Origin of the sequence: Desertivirga arenae, assembly GCF_017355785.1 — a bacterium.
Classification (GTDB): domain Bacteria; phylum Bacteroidota; class Bacteroidia; order Sphingobacteriales; family Sphingobacteriaceae; genus Desertivirga; species Desertivirga arenae.
The window spans coordinates 37,528-55,660 of the sequence record NZ_JAFEWE010000008.1; the positions used below are offsets into that span (position 1 = coordinate 37,528).

The following is an 18,133-nucleotide window of genomic DNA, read 5'->3' on the forward strand; positions in this document are numbered from 1 at the left end:
TTTCCTTTTAGGCCTCGACAGCTAACAAGCCTTTCTTGAAAGCTTCCCGGATCAACTGGGCCGTATTTTTTACTCCCAACTTGTTCAGTAAGTTATACCGGTGCCCTTCGATGGTCCTTCTACTGGAAAATAGTTTATCTGCAATTTCAACGTTAGTATAACCCTCAGCAATCAGATACAGCACCTCTCTTTCCCTGGAGGTCAGGGTAACATCCAAGGGCTCATTGTTGGGTCGGGTTGTTCCTACCACCATACGTAAAATCTGTAATGAAAGTTCCGAACACAGATACAGGTTGTTGTCTGCAACCTCTTGTATACAGAAGAGGAGTTCCTGCGTAGAAGCTTTTTTCCTTAAAAAGGCTTTTGCTCCAAGTTCGAAAAGATGCTTCACAAAACGTTCATCATCATTCTCTGAAATAACGATCAATTTAACATCATCAAAATTAGCGCGGATATTATTGAAAAGAAACATGTTAGTGTCTTCACTATCTGTCAGTTCCAGTAAGACAATATTGGTTTCTATTCCGCTTAATTTGAGAGCTTTTAGACTCTCAATAATCACCGGCGCTGAAAGCACCCTTAATCGGGAATGTTGCCCGAGACTCCTGGAAAGAGCAGCCTGCTCTTCCGGACTGTGTAAAGAAAGCCTGATGTTAATCATAGGTATTTGCGTTAATTTTTTATTTCGTCAGGAATATATACTTCCAACTTTTCGATCTTCGAAAACCTCTTGTACCAGGCAAGGGCTCCTTCGATATCTTTCCAGGTTATCGATTTACATCCAACATCCTCAAACAGTAAAATGCAGTCGTCCGTAATCCCGCAAATAATGGTACCTGCACTGAGGGTATTGATCTTTTCTCTGATCCGGGAAATTTTAACCCTGATCGTTCCACGAAAATCGCAGAGGAACTGCGAATCGGGCAGATTGGCATAGGTAAGTACCAGATAATTGTTGCGCACGTTTTCCATATCTCTGGTTTTATGTTAATTATTTCCGGTCTCCACCTCGGTGATTTAAGGTGATGAAGAGACCCTGTTCTTCAATAGGTACGTTCTTCTGCAAAAGTGATCAAAGTATAATTAAGTAAAAAGACGTGAAATACGGTATTTTTATGGTGTTTTTACCTGATTTTATGTATTTCTTAATTTCTGTGAAATTATTGCTCGTGCGTTTTACATCTGACCTAATTGTAAGTTGAAACATTCTCTTTACTGCCTATGACCCATAAATGATTAAAATTAGGTAATGTAAAGTATAAGTACCTGGTTTGAAGCGGAAAATAGCGGCATTTTTACAGATAAATACCCCTTTTTATAATACTAAAAACTGCAAAGGGTGTTTTGAGTTGATAGCATACTTTTAACTAATTGAAAAATAACTATAGGGTTTATTAAGAGTAAAGAGCTCGTAATAATGCTCGCCGAGATTCGAAGTATGAAAAAGGACAGTGTAACAGATGCAATGAAAGCATTTTTAAAACATTTACCGAATCCAGGTATTTGTGCTAATTCAACTATCATAACAGAAAGGACGGTTGGTTCAGAAAGACTAAGATTTATTGCTCAAAAAACCAAAGCCGCTTCTGGGTACTGCTCGAATGTCCATGTGAAGTTGCTTGGTTATGTGCCAATGCTCGAGGTGAATGAGTAGTTTGATGACTGAATTTCTTTCATCATTTGTATGATGATAAGAGATTATTCTCCAATTTTGGTCAGGAATTAACAGTCCTGGTGATGAAGCAAGAGAATATGGTCCTCGTGATCGACGACGAGAAGAAATTGAATGATCTGCTTTCGCGAATCATTCGCTACGAAGGTTATACCGTTGCTCAGGCATATACAGCCAAAGAAGGTTTAAGGATACTTGGGCAGGAGGAGGTGAACGTGGTGATCAGTGATGTTAAGCTCCCCGATATTAATGGTGTAGATCTGGTGAAACAGATCAAGGAAAAATATCCGTACACAGAAGTCATCAGTCTTACGGCCTATGGAACTATCCCAGACAGTGTTACGGCGATGAAGAATGGAGCGTTCGATTATATCACCAAGGGCGATGATAACAAAAAAATCATCCCTTTACTTCATAAGGCCATAGAGAAGTCTAAGCTGCAGAAAAGGGTATTCGACCTTGAAAAGGAGGTTCACAAGAAGTACAGCTTTGATAGTATTATCGGCAGTTCACCCCAAATAAAAGATACGATCGTACTTGCGAAAAAGGTAGCAGAAACGGATACGACGGTGCTGCTGCTGGGCGAAACCGGTACAGGAAAAGAAGTGTTTGCACAAGCGATCCATCATGAAAGTCATCGCAAAATGAAGCGCTTTGTAGCATTGAACTGCAGTGGTTTTAGTTCTGAGCTGCTGGAAAGTGAATTGTTCGGCTACAAAGCCGGAGCCTTTACTGGCGCTTCTAAAGACAAAAAGGGTTTATTGGAAGAAGCATCGGGCGGGACCTTGTTTCTGGATGAAATAGGGGAGATGAACCTTGACCTCCAGGCAAAATTGCTTCGCGTACTGGAAACCCAGACCTTTATAAAGTTAGGTGATACGCAGACCTCTAAAGTGGATGTGCGATTAATTGCAGCCACGAACCGTAATCTCGAACTGGAGTCGCACCAGGGTAAGTTCAGGTTGGATCTTTACTACAGGCTTTCTGTGTTTTCTATTTCCCTGCCTTCGCTATCCAGAAGGAAAGGAGATATTGAACTACTGGCAAATCATTACCTTAAAGAGTTTGGCTTGAAAATGAATAAACCGAAGCTGGAATTGGCTCAGGATTTTATTGAAGCCCTTAAGCGACATTCCTGGAAGGGAAATATCAGAGAACTGCGAAACGTGATTGAACGGGTGGTTATCCTTGCCGACAGCCCTATACTGAATGCTTCCCTTTTACCTAACGAGTTTCATCAGGAAATAACGGAAGGGGATAGCTTGAATATGCAGGTAATGGAGAAGCAGCATATCCGCAAGGTGTTGAATTACACCCACGGCAACAAAACTGAGGCGGCAAGACTTCTGGGTATTGGCTTGTCTACTCTTTATCGCAAATTGGAGGAGTACGGCATGGCCCTTTAAAGCCTGATATTATTACTTACCATATCATTTCAATAAAAAACCTTCCCATTTTGGGAGGGTTTTTTATTGCCCTAAATCTTTAGAATAAATTATTCGTCTGTTATTCAGCTTCTTGCAGGTGGTTTCCTGTCACGGGCATACCTATAGCTAAGGACATATCAAAAATAACTAATGATATGTTAACAGTAATCCTATTACTCTCCATTCTGCTCCTCTGCAGGATATGTTTTAAATCAATTGACTGGCTAGAAAGAATCTGAAACCTATGATCGCACTATTCATCATTTCAATTGCGGTACTTATTTATATGATCTATGTACTGCTTAAACCCGAAAAATTCTAATTGCTATGAACACTGAGATTAACGGAATAATAGCTACTTACCTCCTTACGGTGATTATTGCCTTTCCCCTGGGAAAGTACCTGGCAAAAGTCTTTGCCGGTGAAAAAGTATGGACAGATTTTCTGTGTCCTCTTGAATCTATCATTTATAAATTGTCGGGCATCAACCCGAAACAGCAGATGAACTGGAAGCAGCATATGAAAGCTTTGCTTACCATTAATTCTGTATGGCTTATTTATGGTTTCTTCGTATTGATTTACCAGGATAAACTCCCGCTTAATCCTGATGGAAATCCTGGTATGACACCTGACCTTTCTTTTAATACCATTATCAGCTTTGTGGTGAACTGTAATTTGCAGCACTATTCGGGCGAGACGGGAGTAAGTTACCTAACGCAGCATTTTGTCCTGATGTTCCTGCAGTTTACAAGTGCTGCAACGGGAATTGCCTCTGCAGTTGTACTTTTCAAAGCCTTTAGGGAAAAGAGTACAACCCAGCTGGGCAACTTCTGGGAGTTATTTCTGAAATCTATTACCCGCCTATTACTTCCTTTATCGCTTATCGTCGCTTTAATCCTTGCTTTTAATGGCACGCCGGCAAGTTATGAAAGTAAAGATCAGTTTGTTTCTATGGAAGGTGATACGGTAGATGTTTCGCGGGGACCGGCAGCGCAGTTTGTGGCCATAAAACACCTTGGAACCAACGGGGGAGGTTTTTTCGGGGCTAATTCAAGTCACCCTCTTGAAAATCCAAATTACCTAACCAATATGGTGGAGGCTATTTCTCAAATGATTATTCCGATGGCCATGATCATCGCTTTTGGTTACTTCATCAGGAAGAAAAAACTTGCCTATACTATCTATGCTGTTATGACGCTGGGAATGTTTATGCTCCTTGTTCCTTCGATCATAGGCGAAACTGCTGGTAATCCCGCTATAGCAGCATTGGGTGTTGATCAGAATCATGGAGCCATGGAAGGAAAGGAAGTGCGTTTTGGAGCGGTGGCAACTGCTTACTGGAGCACTATCACAACCATTGTTTCTACAGGCTCTGTAAATGGTATGCACGATAGTACCATGCCTTTAACCGGACTATGGCAATTACTGGGAATGATGATCAACTCATTCTTCGGAGGTTGCGGAGTTGGGATCTTAAATTATTTCATTTACCTCATCATCGCCGTTTTCATCTCCGGCTTAATGGTAGGGAGGACCCCTGAATTTCTTGGCCATAAGGTAGAAGCGAGGGAGGTGAAGATCGCTGCGTTGGTTACCTTACTAAGTCCCTTCCTTATTATGGCAGGAACTGCACTGGCGAGCTTTGTTCTTGTTTCCTACCCTAATGCTGATTGGGCAGTTAAACCGGCGAACTGGCTTAATAATCCCGGATTTCATGGTTTTTCGGAGATGCTCTATGAGGTTACTTCAGCTAATGCCAATAACGGCTCGGGCTTTGAAGGATTAGGTGATAATAACATATTCTGGAATGTTGTAACTGGAGTGATCCTTTTCTTAGGTCGCTTTCTGCCAATCATTGGTCCCGTTGCCATTGCTGGCTTACTAGGTCAGAAGAAATATATTCCTGAATCGGCCGGGACGCTCAAGGTGGATACGATCACTTTCAGCATAATGACCCTTGCCGTTATCCTGGTCTTAAATGCCCTTTCTTATTTCCCTGCCTTAGCACTTGGTCCTATAGCAGAATACTTTACCCTGATTAAATAATATGAGAACTCAATCTAATAAATTATTCGAGCCTGTACTTGTTACTGCAGCGCTGAAACAATCCTTCATAAAGCTTGATCCACGGCTGATGATAAAGAACCCGGTGATGTTCACTGTAGAGATCGGTACTTTAATCATGGCCTTTGTTTCGGCTTATTCCATTAACCATAAGGATCAGGGCTCAGTTAGTTATAATCTTATTATCTTCCTTATCCTGTTTGTTACCTTGCTCTTTGCAAATTTTGCGGAAGCTATAGCCGAAGCAAGGGGAAAAGCTCAGGCGGAAAGTCTCCGCAAAACACGTGAGGAAACGCCGGCTAAGGTGATCTCGGCAAACGGAATGATCGAGACTTGTTCCTCTAATTCTTTAAAGAAAGACGATGTTTTTGTATGTGAAGCTGGAGACATCATACCAACCGACGGCGAGATCATTGAAGGTATTGCTACTATTGATGAATCGGCCATTACAGGGGAATCAGCTCCGGTGATCAGGGAGTCGGGTGGTGATAAATCATCTGTAACAGGCGGAACAAAGGTTCTTTCAGACAAGATAAAAGTACGCGTAACCACGCAAGCGGGAGAAAGCTTTCTGGATAAAATGATTGCATTAGTTGAAGGAGCAAGCAGGCAGAAGACCCCAAATGAAATTGCTTTGACCATCCTTTTAGCCAGCTTTACTATTATCTTTATTATCGTATGCGTAACGCTGAAGCCCTTTGCGGATTACGCCAATACTCCGATCACGATCGCTGCGCTGATCTCTCTCTTTGTTTGTCTCATCCCTACTACCATCGGAGGCCTACTGTCTGCTATTGGTATCGCAGGCATGGACAGGGCTTTGCGTGCAAATGTGATCACAAAATCTGGAAAAGCAGTAGAAACAGCAGGTGATGTCGATACCCTCCTGCTAGACAAAACCGGTACTATTACTATCGGGAACCGGAAGGCAACCAATTTCTATCCGGCAGAGGGAATAGCGAAAGATCATTTCATCCGTTGCAGTCTCCTTGCCTCTATATCCGATGAAACGCCCGAGGGAAAATCCATTGTTGACCTGGCAAAAACTGAAATCCCATCTATTGCTTCTGGAATAATCACCAATGTCACAATTGCAGAGTTCGTGAGCTTTACTGCGGAAACCCGTTCGAGCGGGGTGAACCTGAAAGACGGCACGCAATTACGTAAGGGAGCATTTGATTCAATAAAGAATATAGCCGTCAAGGCAGGACATAATTTTCCAGCAGATACTGAAAAAACTGTTCAGGCTATCTCATCGAACGGAGGAACGCCGCTGGTAGTGACAGAAAACGGGAAAGTATTAGGAGTAATCGAACTACAGGACATAATTAAGCCGGGCATTAGCGAGCGTTTTGAACGACTACGCAAGATGGGCGTAAAAACGGTAATGGTAACGGGAGATAATCCTTTGACCGCAAAATACATTGCCGAAAAAGCAGGAGTGGATGATTTTATTGCCGAGGCTAAGCCTGAAGACAAGATGAATTACATCCGGCAGGAGCAGTCGAACGGAAAACTGGTTGCAATGATGGGTGACGGCACAAATGATGCACCTGCACTTGCCCAGGCAGATGTCGGTGTTGCGATGAACAGTGGCACTCAGGCTGCAAAAGAAGCAGGAAATATGGTTGACCTGGACAATGATCCGACGAAGCTAATCGAGATCGTGGAAATAGGTAAACAGCTACTGATCACGAGAGGAACACTCACTACTTTTTCAATAGCAAATGACGTTGCGAAGTACTTTGCTATTGTTCCAGCTCTTTTTATCGCTTCCATTCCTGCATTACAGGGATTAAATATCATGCGGCTTCATAGTCCCGAAAGTGCAATCCTTTCAGCCGTGATCTTTAACGCCATTATTATTCCAATATTGATCCCGCTTGCACTGAAAGGGGTTGCGTACAAGCCTATAGGTGCAAGTTCTTTGCTTAGACGAAACCTGCTTATATATGGTTTAGGTGGTGTTATCGCACCGTTTATAGGGATCAAATTTATTGATTTATTAGTTGGTATTTTCTTCTAAACACATCTTATAATTATCAGCTATCAGCTACGAACCATCACACCTCATAACTCATATCTCACATGAAATCATATATTTTTCAATCTATACGCCTCACATTAGTACTCCTTGTCCTATTATGTGTTATTTATCCTGTATCTGTTGCCTTTGTTGCTAAATTTTCCAAAGGGGCCGGCAAGGGCGAGCAGTCTTTTTTTAATCGTAAAGTTGTTGGATACAAGGCTGTCGGCCAAAGTTTCTCAGACCCGCGCTATTTCTGGGGACGACCTTCGGCGGTATCTTATAACGCAGCTGGCTCTGCAGGATCAAATAAGGGGCCTTCTAATCCTGATTATTTAAAGGAGGTAAAATCAAGGGTGGATACGCTACTCAAATATCATCCTTATGCCGAACGAAAAGATATTCCTGCCGACCTGGTTACAGCTTCTGGAAGTGGCCTTGATCCTAATATTTCTGTTGAAGCAGCAGACCTGCAGGTAAGACGTGTAGCAGAGCTGCGGGGATTTTCACTGAGCCAGATCCAGGAACTGGTAATTGAAAACACTGAAGCTCCGTTTCTAGGCTTTTTAGGTCCCAGGAAGGTCAATGTCCTTCAGCTAAATATTGCTCTTGATCAAATTAGCACATACCATGAAAATTAGCTTTAAAATCAGGAAACAGAACATGAAACATATCATAACTTCAGCAATTGCCTTGCTCAACATTTTTGCATATGCGCAGGAAGAAAATCTATTTAAAGTATCCGGTTATGTAGAAAGCTATTATTCTTATGATTTTAACCAGCCGGCAGATAATAACAAACCGGGCTTCGTATACTCTCATAACCGTCACAACGAGGTTAATCTTAATCTGGGTTTCATCAAAGCTGCTTATGAGGATGTCAGGGTACGAGCAAATCTTGCGCTTATGACGGGAACTTATGCTAAGGCGAACCTGGCTGCAGAGCCGGGCGTTCTTAGGAGTATTTTTGAGGCAAATGCCGGTATAAAACTGTTAAACCAGTCAAACTTCTGGCTGGAAGCAGGAACATTTGCCTCTCATATAGGCTTTGAATGTGCAGTTTCTAAAGATTGCTGGGCCTTAACCCGTAATATAAGTTCTGAAAATACCCCTTACTACGAGGCTGGTGCAAAGCTTACTTATGTTACTGATAATAATCAGTTGTCTATTAGTGTCTTATATCTTAATGGCTGGCAACGAATATTAAGAGCGGAAGGTAATAGCAGGCCTGCGGTTGGTATTCAAGTTACAGTTAAGGCCAACGATCGTATTGCTTTAAATTACAGCAATTACCTTGGTCAGGAAGGAGTGGACAGTATTGGTGTGACGAGGTTTTACAATAACATTTATGGGGTGTGGAAAGTGCATCCTAAAGTTGGTTTAACTGCCGGATTTGATCTCGGATTTCAGCAAAAGGAAAAGAACAGTAAATCGTATTCCGAGGTGATCTCACCCGTAGTTACTGTCCGGGGCCAACTTCATCCTAAACTATTTATGGCGGGACGATATGAATATTACCGTGACAAATCAAATGTATTTATACAAACCATTAATGCTGTCCCTTTTAAAACATCAGGTTATTCCCTGAACATTGATTATGTTCCAGTTAACCGTGCAATTCTCCGGCTGGAGGGTAAGTTCTACCGGAGTAAAGAGGACATCTTCGTTCGTGATGAGGTGTTAAGTAGAAATAACGTAAGTATAACGACCAGCATTGCGGTTTCTTTTTGAATGTAGAGTGAGTAGTTAGATGTACGAAGATAAACAAGGTTCAGTTAAAAATTTCTTGGAACTGGTTAAAAGGTCCAGACGGGGAAAGCTGAAAGTCTACATCGGGATGAGTGCAGGTGTAGGGAAGACTTACCGTATGCTTCAGGAAGCACACGCCTTGTTGGCAAATGGTATCAACGTAAAGATAGGCTTTATTGAAACACACAACCGGAAAGAAACCCATGCCTTGCTTGAAGGCTTGCAGATCATTCCCCGGTACCGCTCCTTTTATCGAGGAAAGGAAGTGGAAGAGATGGATCTGCAAGCTCTGCTAAGCGTTCATCCGGAGGTTGTGATTGTTGACGAGCTGGCTCATACTAATATCGAAGGAAGCAAAAATACAAAGCGGTGGCAGGACGTGGTGGATATTCTTGATGCTGGTATCAGCGTGATATCGGCGGTAAACATTCAGCATTTGGAAAGTCTGAATGAAGAAGCGGAGCAGATTTCCGGCATCCAAATCCGCGAAAGGATCCCGGATAGGATACTGGAAATGGCTGATGAAATTGTAAATATCGACCTGACAGCCGACGAGTTGATACAGCGGTTACGGGAGGGTAAGATCTACGATAAGAGCAAGATTGACCTGGCTTTGCAAAACTTTTTCAGAGGCGAGAAGATACTGCAGTTACGGGAGCTTGCCTTGCGGGAAGTTGCACATCACCTGGAAAGGAAGATTGATATGGAGGTTCCAAAACAGATCAAGCTACGTTCTGAACGTTTCCTGGCTTGTATATCCTCAAATGCTGAAACTGCTAAAGTGGTGATTAGGAAAACAGCCCGGTTAGCTTCGTACTATCGTTCGCCCTGGATTGTGTTGTATGTACAAAGCAGTACAGAAGAGTTGGATAAGATCAAGCTGGACAAACAACGGCATCTGATCAACAATTTCAGATTGGCTACTCAGTTAGGTGCCGAAGTAATTAAAGTAAAAAGTGATCATATTACCCAAACTATTATGGAAATTGCGCAGGAAAAAGAAATAACAACGATATGTTTAGGTAAGCCACATTTCAACTTCTTCCAGCTGATTTTGAAAACAAATGTATTCAGGCAGTTATTACAAAAGATTTCAGCAGTAGAGATAGATTTGGTTATCCTTTCTTAAAGTTGCTCAACCTTTGTTTACACAAATGAAAAAGATCATTCTTTTACAAGCCTTGCGGTCTGGAAACTTCAAGGTTCTCACCTATGTAAATCAGTATTATGAAAATCCGGACTAAATTGAATGTTGGCTTCGGAGTTCTTTTTGCGGTAGTGCTCTTCTTTGGCGGCATGTGCCTGTATCATATTAAGAGAATTTCTGAGAGTGCGGAGGTTATCCTTAAAGATAATTATGAAAGCTTGAATTATTCACGGAGCATGCGAGGTTTGCTGGATAAAAGTGATAAGCTCAGTGCGGGAGACGCCTTGCTATTTGAGGAGGCCTTGCAATCTGAAGAGAATAATGTCACAGAAAATGGGGAGAGGGAACGGGTAGTTTTGGTAAGGCAATTATTTGAACGGTTTAAAACTACCTCAACGAACAAAGGGGATCTGGAGCGTCAGATAAGGGCGAACTTGCAGGGGATTGACGACATCAACATGGCTGCTATAGTAAGAAAAAACGATGTAGCTAAGTCATCTATTGAGGAAACAGTAATGCTTTTGCAGTTTGTTGGGGCATTCACTTTTTTGGTACTGTTTTCCTTCTCGGTGAATTTTCCTGGTTATGTGGCTAATCCGTTAAGGCAACTAATGGTGGGTATCCGCGAGATCAGTAATAAGAATTATGGACAGCGGCTGAGGTTTGATTCGAACGATGAGTTTGCAGAACTGGGCTCTGCCTTCAATGATATGGCAAGTAAGCTAAGTCAATGGGAAAATAGTAACCTCGCGACGATTCGGTCAGAGAAAATGCGAATAGAGGCGATCATCGAAAAGATGCAGGATGCCATCATTGGTTTGGATGAGAAGGATAATATACTTTTTATTAATGCTGTTGCTGAGCAATTGCTTAATTTGAAATCAGATGAGATCTCGTCTAAAAATGCGGCAGAAGTGTCTGGTACGAACGATCTGTTTAATTACGTCTTAAAGAACAAGAAAAGCGATAAAACGCTCAAGATCTTTGCAAATGGAAAAGAGTCGTTCTTTGAGTTAGACACAATAGATATCAGCGTACCTTATCTAGACAATATGGAGGATAAAGGAGTAGTAACCACTGGTCGCTCGGCGGGAAGTGTTTTTATTCTGCGCAATATCACTCAGTTCAAGGAACTGGACCAGGCCAAAACTCATTTTATTGCTACTGTTTCCCACGAGCTTAAAACACCTATCAGCTCCATTCTAATGAGCCTTGATATTCTCGCAGCGGGTCATGTGGGGCAGCTTAATGAAGATCAGATGGAATTGGTGAAGAATGTAGAGGAAGATAGCAACCGTTTGTTAAAGATCACAGGCGAGCTGCTCGATCTTTCGCAGGCAGAATCTGGAAATATTCAATTGAAATTAGCGCCTGCAAACCCGAACGAAATTGTACATTATGCTATTGAAGCGGTTAAATTTCAGGCAGAACAAAAAGGCATAAAGCTGGAAGTGATCCGCAGGCAAAAAATCCCTTTGGTGAATGCAGATATAGAGAAGTCAGCCTGGGTGCTCATTAATTTCCTGTCAAATGCCTTAAGGTATAGTGCTGAAAAATCGAGGGTGGTGGTTCAGGTGATGCCTGCAGGTGATTTTGTAGAGTTTACTGTTCGTGATTTCGGCAAGGGGATTGAACTGCAGTATCAGAAGAAGTTATTCGACCGGTATTTTCAAGTACCTACAGATGGGTCCGAGAAATCAGGCACAGGGCTGGGCCTCGCAATTTCGAAGGATTTCATAGAGGCACAAAAGGGAGAAATATTTGTAGAGAGCGAGCTTGGAGCAGGAAGTAAGTTTGGTTTCAAACTTCCCGTCCACGAAAAAATAATAGAAAAATACTGATTAATGACGGCTATAATTTTAACTGAAATCGACAAAGAAAACTGGGGCTTTGTACTCTATAAAGGAGGTAATGGAAAATGGTATGTAGACTTTCCCTATTCTCCTGTAAGTTTTGTTGACCTCTTCATGTTGATTGAATTAAGCGAACTGGAAAAAGCAAAGGCTGAACAAAACAGACAGTTTTTGTGCGTATTATCTGACTTAATTAAAAATGACTTCAACAGTTATTTATCGAGAGCGCTTAATCGGAACAACTTCATATTTAATGATTGATCTTTATCGAAGCTCCCTTGGTAATTCCGGTATTGAAAGTACAAGGTAGCTTGAGGTTATGTATTAAGATGTGTACACTTTTTCTGACAGAAAAAAGCCCCGTCGCTATGAGAGCAGCAGGGCAACCTAAACCTTATCACAATACGTATTTGTACGGGTCACCATAATAAAAAGTTGTGAATTTTTTTAATTAATTCTCCGCGTTGGCATAGTTCTCGCTTAAAGCAGGGCATTATCCATCTATCTATGAACGTTCGGCGGTTAGGTTAGGCCTAACCGCTTTTCTTTTATATAGGTACTAATGCACGAGGCATTAATCATTGAATAGTACCATTTGTCAAGTAAATCGTACCACTAAAATGGCCTTTTTCAATGTAAATTTGTTGTATGAAAAATGAGATTCCTATTTACGACATAAGCAGCCTTGGAGGTTTTCGTAAGGAGGATATCATAGTTAGCAGATTTGGTCCTTATTCTAAAACCCATCAGCATTTACATTATCCCCATCGTCATAACTTCTACCATGTGTTGCTCTTTACTGAAGGTTCGGGTTCCCATTCTATTGACTTCGAAAATTTTGAGGTAAAGCCCTGGCAGATCTATTTTATGATTCCTGGTCAGGTTCATAGCTGGAGCTTTGCAGGGCCGGTTGACGGCTATGTGGTTAACTTTTCAAATACCTACTTCCAATCTTTTCTGTTGCTTACCGAGTATTTGCAGAAGTTCAGTTTTTTTACAGGAGTAGTAAAAGATTCGGTTTTGCAGGTTCCGCCAGATATTCAGGGAGAAATACAAATTGTATTTGAGGAATTACTAAAGGCCGGCAGTCAAACCAAACGTTTTAGTGATGATTACATAAAGGTCCTTTTACTAAAGCTATTCATAATGCTTTCAGACCTTGTGGCTGAAAAACAAGAAGCGTATGTGTCATCCTATAATTACACTTTGCTTAGAAATTTCCAGCAGCTTATTGAGCGTCATTATACCAGTCTGCGACTACCAAAGGAGTATGCAGAATTGTTATATATAACACCAAATCATCTTAATGCCTTGTGTAATGATCTGTTAGGTATACCATCCGGAGAAGTGATTAGGAACAGGGTGATATTGGAAGCAAAAAGGTTGTTGGTAAATCTAGATCTTACTATAAGGGAAATTTCATATCAACTAAATTTTAATGACAACTCTTACTTTACGAAATTCTTCAAGAAGTATGTGGGGCTGACGCCAGAGGAGTTCAGAAAAATGACTTTGAAATAGAACGAAGAATAGAGGCTGACAAGCGACGGGGATATATAAATCAGCAAACAATGAGAACGATAGAAATTGATAAGAACAAACTTAAAAATATGAACAAACAGGAGTATAAGGTACCAGGTGAGTTTGCGGCAGCAGTACAGGCAAAGTGCCCGAGGTGCCGGAGAGGAGACATGTTTGCAGGATCAATGTATGGTCTTAAGTTACAGAAAATGAATGTTAGTTGTCCGCATTGCAGCTTGAAGTTTGAAAGGGAGCCAGGGTATTTTTATGTTTCAATGTTTGTAAGCTATGCAATGAATGTAGCTGAGATGATATCAATTGCCGTAGCCACTTATGTTTTAACGAACAATCTGGAGAACATGTGGCTTTATTTTGCAACCATATTTCCCGCAGTTTTTATCCTGTCACCATTTAACTACCGCTATTCAAGGGTTGTATTGCTTTACTGGTTAACTCCAGGCTTACATTATAGCCCTGAAACGAGCCGGGATAGCTCAAACGGATCAGAAGGTATTACCGATACGAGAAATTAGACTAATATTTTATAAGGATGACAGAAAGACCTCCTTTACCTCCTTTCAATTTTGAAACCGCGACTTTAAAAGTACAAATGGCCGAAGATGCCTGGAATTCGAAAGATCCTGTAAGAGTTTCGTACCGATCAACAAAAGCGAAAGACGGCTATAAATGAGGAGCAAAAGTTATTGAGTGTCATACAAAGGAAGGGTGAACCAAAATGTGCTCCCTTCTTCCAGTCTGCTTTCAACCCCCATTACACCTCCATGTTTTTTAACAATTTCGTTATAGATGTAAAGACCCAGGCCAAGGCCAGAATATTGATGTCCACCAGTATCTACACGGTAGTAACGATCAAATAGATGCGGGAGTTTATCCGGAGAAATTCCACGTCCTTTATCGATGACCATAATTTTAGCAAAGGCTCCTTCTTTAGCTACCTGTATCCGAATCTGTTTAGAATCAGGAGCATATTTTACAACATTATGGATCAGATTTAACAGAACTATTCTCCATCAAGTAGAAATAATCAGAGCAAGGTAAGGATTATTTTTTGCTTATACCGGGATTGGAAGGAGAGAGTTAGTGAAGGTCTTTTGCCTGGGAGGAGTACTTATTGGTTTGTATCTGGATTATAAATGAGACAAATGAGATAAACATTGATACTCAAAAAGTCATTACTACGCGGCCATTTGTTCATTTTTAAACCAGCTTTTTTATGCTGGTTTTTATGGATAAAATAGAGGGAAATGTTGAATTAGTGTTTTCAAAACAACATTTTGGAATACTTGATGGGTTGAGAGGTTTAGCTGCAGTGGCAGTGGTAATCTTTCATTTTATGGAAATAGCTGTTCCTGATTATAATGACAGCTTCATAGCTCACGCATATTTAGCTGTCGACTTCTTTTTTTGTCTTTCTGGTTTTGTAATCGCCTATTCCTACGACGAGCGCTTGTCGAAATTGGGAATCCTGAACTTTTTAAAGCTACGGCTCATCCGATTACATCCCTTGGTTATTTTAGGTTCTATTATTGGTTTGGTGATGTTCATGTTCGATCCCTTTAGTGATCTTTATAATAAGTACGAAAACAACCTAATCGAAATGTTCCTTGGATCATGTTTGATGATACCTTACCCTCTGGTTCACGAAAGATACTTTAATCTTTTTCACCTTAATCCACCTACCTGGTCTTTGTTTTGGGAATATCTGGCCAACATTTGCTATGCTATCTTCCTTATCAAGATTTCAAATAAAATTCTCTGGATAATGACCATTTTAGCAGCGGCAGTATTGATCTACGAAGCTCAACGGTCAGGGAATCTTGCGGTAGGCTGGGGAGGAGATAATATTAAAGGTGGCGGGATTCGTGTATTCTATTCATTCCTGGCAGGAATTCTCGTTTATAGAATGAGATGGATACTTTCCTGGAAGATTTCCTTTATTTCCATAGGAGCACTTTTATTGGCAGTTTTTCTAATTCCTTTTTCTAAAGAATTCAATTCGCTTATTGATCCCTTTTTTGTTATCGTCTATTTTCCTATTTTAATTGCCCTAGGCGCAGGAGCAACGGGTCGAGGTGCTAATAGTTGGGTCTGCAAATTTTCTGGAAACATCTCTTATCCTTTGTACATGATCCACTATCCGTTTATCTGGCTCTACATGAGCAATGTAGAGCGGTTCAAACCTACCTTAAGTGAGCAGACTATAATTATTGTTTTTGGAGTCGTACTCTTAATCGTATTAGCTTATGCTGTATTAATTTGGGTTGATCTCCCGATAAGAAATCGACTTAGAAGCGGGACTTCAATGAGTTTGATTAATAAGGTTCGTAGCCCTGCTCATAGTTAGGAAATCGTTAATAATAAATGAGGTAGATTAAACCATTAATAACATTCATTAAATAACCAGGCATTCGAGCCGGCTATTAATCTATTGTCTGCAACAAGGTATCTATCTGGAGCATTATCGGGGTAAACCTGTTAATAGTGGCTAAAATAGCAATTATCGTACGAGGATTGCCCGAACTGTTCTTCCTGATATTTAGTGATAGCATATTACGTTGTGAAATTTTATTAGGAATTTAGTATCTATGGGCAATTATTACTATGCACCTAGGATACAGCTTTCAATTGTAAAATGAAGAATTTGCAGTTATCGCATAAACAGCTCGTCGAAGAAGGGCTCACAATTATTAATGGGGTTTATACATCCTTTGAGTTGGAGGGGATCATCAGCGCAATAAACCAGGTAGATACTTCCAAGCCGACATTTCGTAAAACAGCAGACTTATTTGCAATCAGGCAGTTTTTGAAAGAGTGCCCGCACTTGAATGAGCTGATTTTTAATGAAAAGTTAAAAGATTTGATTTACCGTTTTTTTGGCAATGACTACTTTGTGGTTAAGTCTATTTATTTTGATAAGCCGGAGCAGTCAAACTGGTTCGTTGCCTTCCATCAAGACCTTACCATTTCGGTTGATAAAAGAGTGGAATTAGAGGGATATGGACCATGGACCGTTAAACATCAACAGTTTGCAGTACAACCACCTCTGAATGTGCTAAAATCCATATTTACAATTCGTATCCATTTGGACGAGACAGATGAAAATAATGGTGCGTTAAAAGTTGTTCCAGGATCTCATTTGAAGGGGATATACAGACCTGAAACAATCGACTGGACCGTAGAGAAAGAAAAAATATGTGCAGTAGAAGAAGGAGGAATTATGATCATGAAGCCACTTTTGCTGCATTCTTCAAACAGAACGACGAATAACAGGAAAAGGAGAGTGATACATATCGAATTTTCAAATATTGAACTTGCAAAGGAACTTCAGTGGGCTGAACGAAAGGTTGGAGCTGGGAGATTGCAGGTAAGAGAGAACACAAAGAAGGAGGAATGATCCTTCTTTGTGTAGTACAAGTGTTGGTAATACCTAATGTTTTCTAATTAGATATTTGTTGGTCAATCCATAAATTATTGTACTCCGGATGGCATTTTCTGCGGTTCTGTAACGGGTCCATGAACAGTGATCTTACCATTCTTTACCTCCATTCTGTCAATGAAAACCACCCGTTCTTCCCCAGTTTTTGTTGTTCTTCCGTGGTAGACGCAGAACATCTCTTTTCCATCCGGTGAGTAAGTAATACTATTATGACCAGTCCCGGAGACCGAACCACCTTTATTAGTATTCTTTTGTAATACTGGATTATTTAACGCCTTATTAAAAGGTCCGAGAGGATTGGATGAGGTACCGTAACCAACAGCGTAATGTCCGCCCCCGAAATGGTTGGCAGAATACATTATGTAATAAATATTATCCTTTTTGAATGTAACCGATCCTTCTGTCCAACGCCGTCCAACTTCCCCTGTAGTCACCGACAGGCTTTCCCACTCTGATTGCTTGTCGCTCAACTTAACTGGAGGACGTAGTAGCAATACAGGGTTTCCTATAACACCGGAGAAGTCCGGTTTTAGTTCAACACCGTAAACCCAACTTTCTTCTATTTCTTTGTATTTGCCGATCTTGCGGGCCTGTGCTGCTATTTCGCTTTCAACAGGATGTTTATAAGCACATCTTGAGTAATATAAATAGCACTTCCCGTTTGTGTCAAAAAAAACATTGGCATCGATAACAGGATAGCCAGGATCGAACAGGGGCTTCGGAGCTAAATCAACAAAAGGGCCGGTTGGTTTTTCTGAAACTGCCACTCCAATCTTAAAGTTTTCTTCTTCTTTTGCGGGATTGACTTTCCATTGGGCGCTATAGAAAAGGTAATACTTGCCTTTTACTTCGTATACTTCCGGGGCCCAATAAGCTCCGCCCCAAGCCGCATTTGGGTCACTCCAACCATTTTTATTGTCATGGAAAAAAACTTGTCCTTCAGGTTTCCAATTAACAAGATCTTTTGAAGAATAGGCTGCGAAGCCTTTATCTGCGCCTCCTGTACCATACATATAATAAATACCCTTGGTATGTAAAACATAAGGATCACCGAGCTTGACATCAAGTGGATTTGAATAGACAGCTTTCTGGTGATTTACATTTTTTTGAGCGATTGCAGCAGTTGTAAATACTTCTGAAAGCATTAAAAAAAGAAATATTTTTTTCATAAATAATAAAGGTTTAACTGACTTGTCTGAAGTATCAAAACTACAATA

At 40.9% G+C, this 18,133-nt stretch carries 19 protein-coding genes; 15 read left to right on the top strand and 4 right to left on the bottom strand.

What is annotated here, in order from left to right; all coding sequences use genetic code 11:
• Positions 1–7 precede the first annotated feature (7 nt).
• Both J4N24_RS15985 and J4N24_RS15990 read right to left on the bottom strand, forming a co-directional pair.
• Positions 8–661, bottom strand: coding sequence for a LuxR C-terminal-related transcriptional regulator (locus J4N24_RS15985; RefSeq protein WP_207534714.1), 654 nt, complete (start codon positions 659–661; stop codon positions 8–10).
• 11 nt (positions 662–672) lie between these two features.
• Positions 673–972, bottom strand: coding sequence for a hypothetical protein (locus tag J4N24_RS15990; RefSeq protein WP_207534715.1), 300 nt, complete (start codon positions 970–972; stop codon positions 673–675).
• 466 nt (positions 973–1,438) lie between these two features.
• Between J4N24_RS15990 and J4N24_RS15995 the strand changes: the two genes are divergently transcribed.
• The 13 genes from J4N24_RS15995 (at position 1,439) to J4N24_RS16055 (ending at position 14,150) form a co-directional block, all read left to right on the top strand.
• Complete coding sequence (locus J4N24_RS15995) at positions 1,439–1,654, top strand: hypothetical protein (protein WP_207534716.1); 216 nt, start codon at positions 1,439–1,441, stop codon at positions 1,652–1,654.
• Positions 1,655–1,737: 83 nt separating this feature from the next.
• The gene (locus J4N24_RS16000) at positions 1,738–3,078 is read left to right on the top strand and encodes a sigma-54-dependent transcriptional regulator (protein WP_207534717.1); all 1,341 of its coding nucleotides are present in this window, start codon (positions 1,738–1,740) and stop codon (positions 3,076–3,078) included.
• 265 nt (positions 3,079–3,343) lie between these two features.
• The gene (locus tag J4N24_RS25910; RefSeq protein WP_207421610.1) at positions 3,344–3,421 is read left to right on the top strand and encodes a potassium-transporting ATPase subunit F; all 78 of its coding nucleotides are present in this window, start codon (positions 3,344–3,346) and stop codon (positions 3,419–3,421) included.
• Between the two features lie 5 nt (positions 3,422–3,426).
• Positions 3,427–5,145 (top strand): potassium-transporting ATPase subunit KdpA, encoded by a 1,719-nt coding sequence (gene kdpA / locus J4N24_RS16010; RefSeq protein WP_207534718.1) that lies wholly within the window; start codon positions 3,427–3,429, stop codon positions 5,143–5,145.
• Between the two features lies 1 nt (position 5,146).
• Positions 5,147–7,189 (top strand): potassium-transporting ATPase subunit KdpB, encoded by a 2,043-nt coding sequence (gene kdpB / locus J4N24_RS16015; RefSeq protein ID WP_207534719.1) that lies wholly within the window; start codon positions 5,147–5,149, stop codon positions 7,187–7,189.
• A gap of 62 nt (positions 7,190–7,251) precedes the next feature.
• Complete coding sequence (gene kdpC, locus J4N24_RS16020; RefSeq protein ID WP_207534720.1) at positions 7,252–7,830, top strand: potassium-transporting ATPase subunit KdpC; 579 nt, start codon at positions 7,252–7,254, stop codon at positions 7,828–7,830.
• A 22-nt stretch (positions 7,831–7,852) separates the two neighbouring features.
• Positions 7,853–8,920 (top strand): porin, encoded by a 1,068-nt coding sequence (locus tag J4N24_RS16025; RefSeq protein WP_207534721.1) that lies wholly within the window; start codon positions 7,853–7,855, stop codon positions 8,918–8,920.
• 19 nt (positions 8,921–8,939) lie between these two features.
• Complete coding sequence (locus tag J4N24_RS16030; RefSeq protein WP_207534722.1) at positions 8,940–10,067, top strand: sensor protein KdpD; 1,128 nt, start codon at positions 8,940–8,942, stop codon at positions 10,065–10,067.
• A 98-nt stretch (positions 10,068–10,165) separates the two neighbouring features.
• Entirely contained in the window at positions 10,166–11,926 is a 1,761-nt protein-coding gene (locus J4N24_RS16035; protein ID WP_207534723.1) for a HAMP domain-containing sensor histidine kinase, read from the top strand.
• A 3-nt stretch (positions 11,927–11,929) separates the two neighbouring features.
• Positions 11,930–12,199: a hypothetical protein gene (locus tag J4N24_RS16040; protein ID WP_207534724.1), complete on the top strand. Its 270-nt coding sequence runs from the start codon at positions 11,930–11,932 to the stop codon at positions 12,197–12,199.
• Positions 12,200–12,586: 387 nt separating this feature from the next.
• A complete protein-coding gene (locus J4N24_RS16045) occupies positions 12,587–13,459 on the top strand; it encodes a helix-turn-helix domain-containing protein (protein WP_207534725.1) in 873 nt (290 codons plus the stop codon).
• An 89-nt stretch (positions 13,460–13,548) separates the two neighbouring features.
• Positions 13,549–13,992, top strand: a complete 444-nt coding sequence (locus J4N24_RS16050) for a DUF983 domain-containing protein (protein ID WP_207534909.1) — start codon at positions 13,549–13,551, stop codon at positions 13,990–13,992.
• 17 nt (positions 13,993–14,009) lie between these two features.
• The gene (locus J4N24_RS16055; protein ID WP_207534726.1) at positions 14,010–14,150 is read left to right on the top strand and encodes a DUF1348 family protein; all 141 of its coding nucleotides are present in this window, start codon (positions 14,010–14,012) and stop codon (positions 14,148–14,150) included.
• Positions 14,151–14,160: 10 nt separating this feature from the next.
• On the opposite strand, the gene J4N24_RS16060 is transcribed toward J4N24_RS16055, so the two are convergent.
• Positions 14,161–14,484, bottom strand: a complete 324-nt coding sequence (locus tag J4N24_RS16060) for a sensor histidine kinase (RefSeq protein WP_207534910.1) — start codon at positions 14,482–14,484, stop codon at positions 14,161–14,163.
• A gap of 221 nt (positions 14,485–14,705) precedes the next feature.
• Between J4N24_RS16060 and J4N24_RS16065 the strand changes: the two genes are divergently transcribed.
• Both J4N24_RS16065 and J4N24_RS16070 read left to right on the top strand, forming a co-directional pair.
• Complete coding sequence (locus tag J4N24_RS16065; protein ID WP_207534727.1) at positions 14,706–15,824, top strand: acyltransferase family protein; 1,119 nt, start codon at positions 14,706–14,708, stop codon at positions 15,822–15,824.
• 288 nt (positions 15,825–16,112) lie between these two features.
• On the top strand, positions 16,113–16,874 hold the full coding sequence (locus tag J4N24_RS16070; RefSeq protein WP_207534728.1) for a phytanoyl-CoA dioxygenase family protein: 762 nt from the start codon (positions 16,113–16,115) through the stop codon (positions 16,872–16,874).
• 74 nt (positions 16,875–16,948) lie between these two features.
• Here J4N24_RS16070 and J4N24_RS16075 read toward each other — a convergent pair whose 3' ends face one another.
• Positions 16,949–18,085 carry a glycoside hydrolase family 43 protein gene (locus J4N24_RS16075; RefSeq protein WP_242691673.1) on the bottom strand — a complete coding sequence of 379 codons (1,137 nt, stop codon included), beginning with the start codon at positions 18,083–18,085 and terminating at the stop codon, positions 16,949–16,951.
• Positions 18,086–18,133 lie beyond the last annotated feature (48 nt).

Coding starts and splice junctions, on each gene's coding strand:
- J4N24_RS15985 (WP_207534714.1), bottom strand. CDS start 661: ATGATTAACATCAGGCTTTCTTTACACAGTCCGGAAGAGCAGGCTGCT.
- J4N24_RS15990 (WP_207534715.1), bottom strand. CDS start 972: ATGGAAAACGTGCGCAACAATTATCTGGTACTTACCTATGCCAATCTG.
- J4N24_RS15995 (WP_207534716.1), top strand. CDS start 1,439: ATGAAAAAGGACAGTGTAACAGATGCAATGAAAGCATTTTTAAAACAT.
- J4N24_RS16000 (WP_207534717.1), top strand. CDS start 1,738: ATGAAGCAAGAGAATATGGTCCTCGTGATCGACGACGAGAAGAAATTG.
- J4N24_RS25910 (WP_207421610.1), top strand. CDS start 3,344: ATGATCGCACTATTCATCATTTCAATTGCGGTACTTATTTATATGATC.
- kdpA (WP_207534718.1), top strand. CDS start 3,427: ATGAACACTGAGATTAACGGAATAATAGCTACTTACCTCCTTACGGTG.
- kdpB (WP_207534719.1), top strand. CDS start 5,147: ATGAGAACTCAATCTAATAAATTATTCGAGCCTGTACTTGTTACTGCA.
- kdpC (WP_207534720.1), top strand. CDS start 7,252: ATGAAATCATATATTTTTCAATCTATACGCCTCACATTAGTACTCCTT.
- J4N24_RS16025 (WP_207534721.1), top strand. CDS start 7,853: ATGAAACATATCATAACTTCAGCAATTGCCTTGCTCAACATTTTTGCA.
- J4N24_RS16030 (WP_207534722.1), top strand. CDS start 8,940: ATGTACGAAGATAAACAAGGTTCAGTTAAAAATTTCTTGGAACTGGTT.
- J4N24_RS16035 (WP_207534723.1), top strand. CDS start 10,166: ATGAAAATCCGGACTAAATTGAATGTTGGCTTCGGAGTTCTTTTTGCG.
- J4N24_RS16040 (WP_207534724.1), top strand. CDS start 11,930: ATGACGGCTATAATTTTAACTGAAATCGACAAAGAAAACTGGGGCTTT.
- J4N24_RS16045 (WP_207534725.1), top strand. CDS start 12,587: ATGAAAAATGAGATTCCTATTTACGACATAAGCAGCCTTGGAGGTTTT.
- J4N24_RS16050 (WP_207534909.1), top strand. CDS start 13,549: ATGAACAAACAGGAGTATAAGGTACCAGGTGAGTTTGCGGCAGCAGTA.
- J4N24_RS16055 (WP_207534726.1), top strand. CDS start 14,010: ATGACAGAAAGACCTCCTTTACCTCCTTTCAATTTTGAAACCGCGACT.
- J4N24_RS16065 (WP_207534727.1), top strand. CDS start 14,706: ATGGATAAAATAGAGGGAAATGTTGAATTAGTGTTTTCAAAACAACAT.
- J4N24_RS16070 (WP_207534728.1), top strand. CDS start 16,113: ATGAAGAATTTGCAGTTATCGCATAAACAGCTCGTCGAAGAAGGGCTC.
- J4N24_RS16075 (WP_242691673.1), bottom strand. CDS start 18,085: ATGAAAAAAATATTTCTTTTTTTAATGCTTTCAGAAGTATTTACAACT.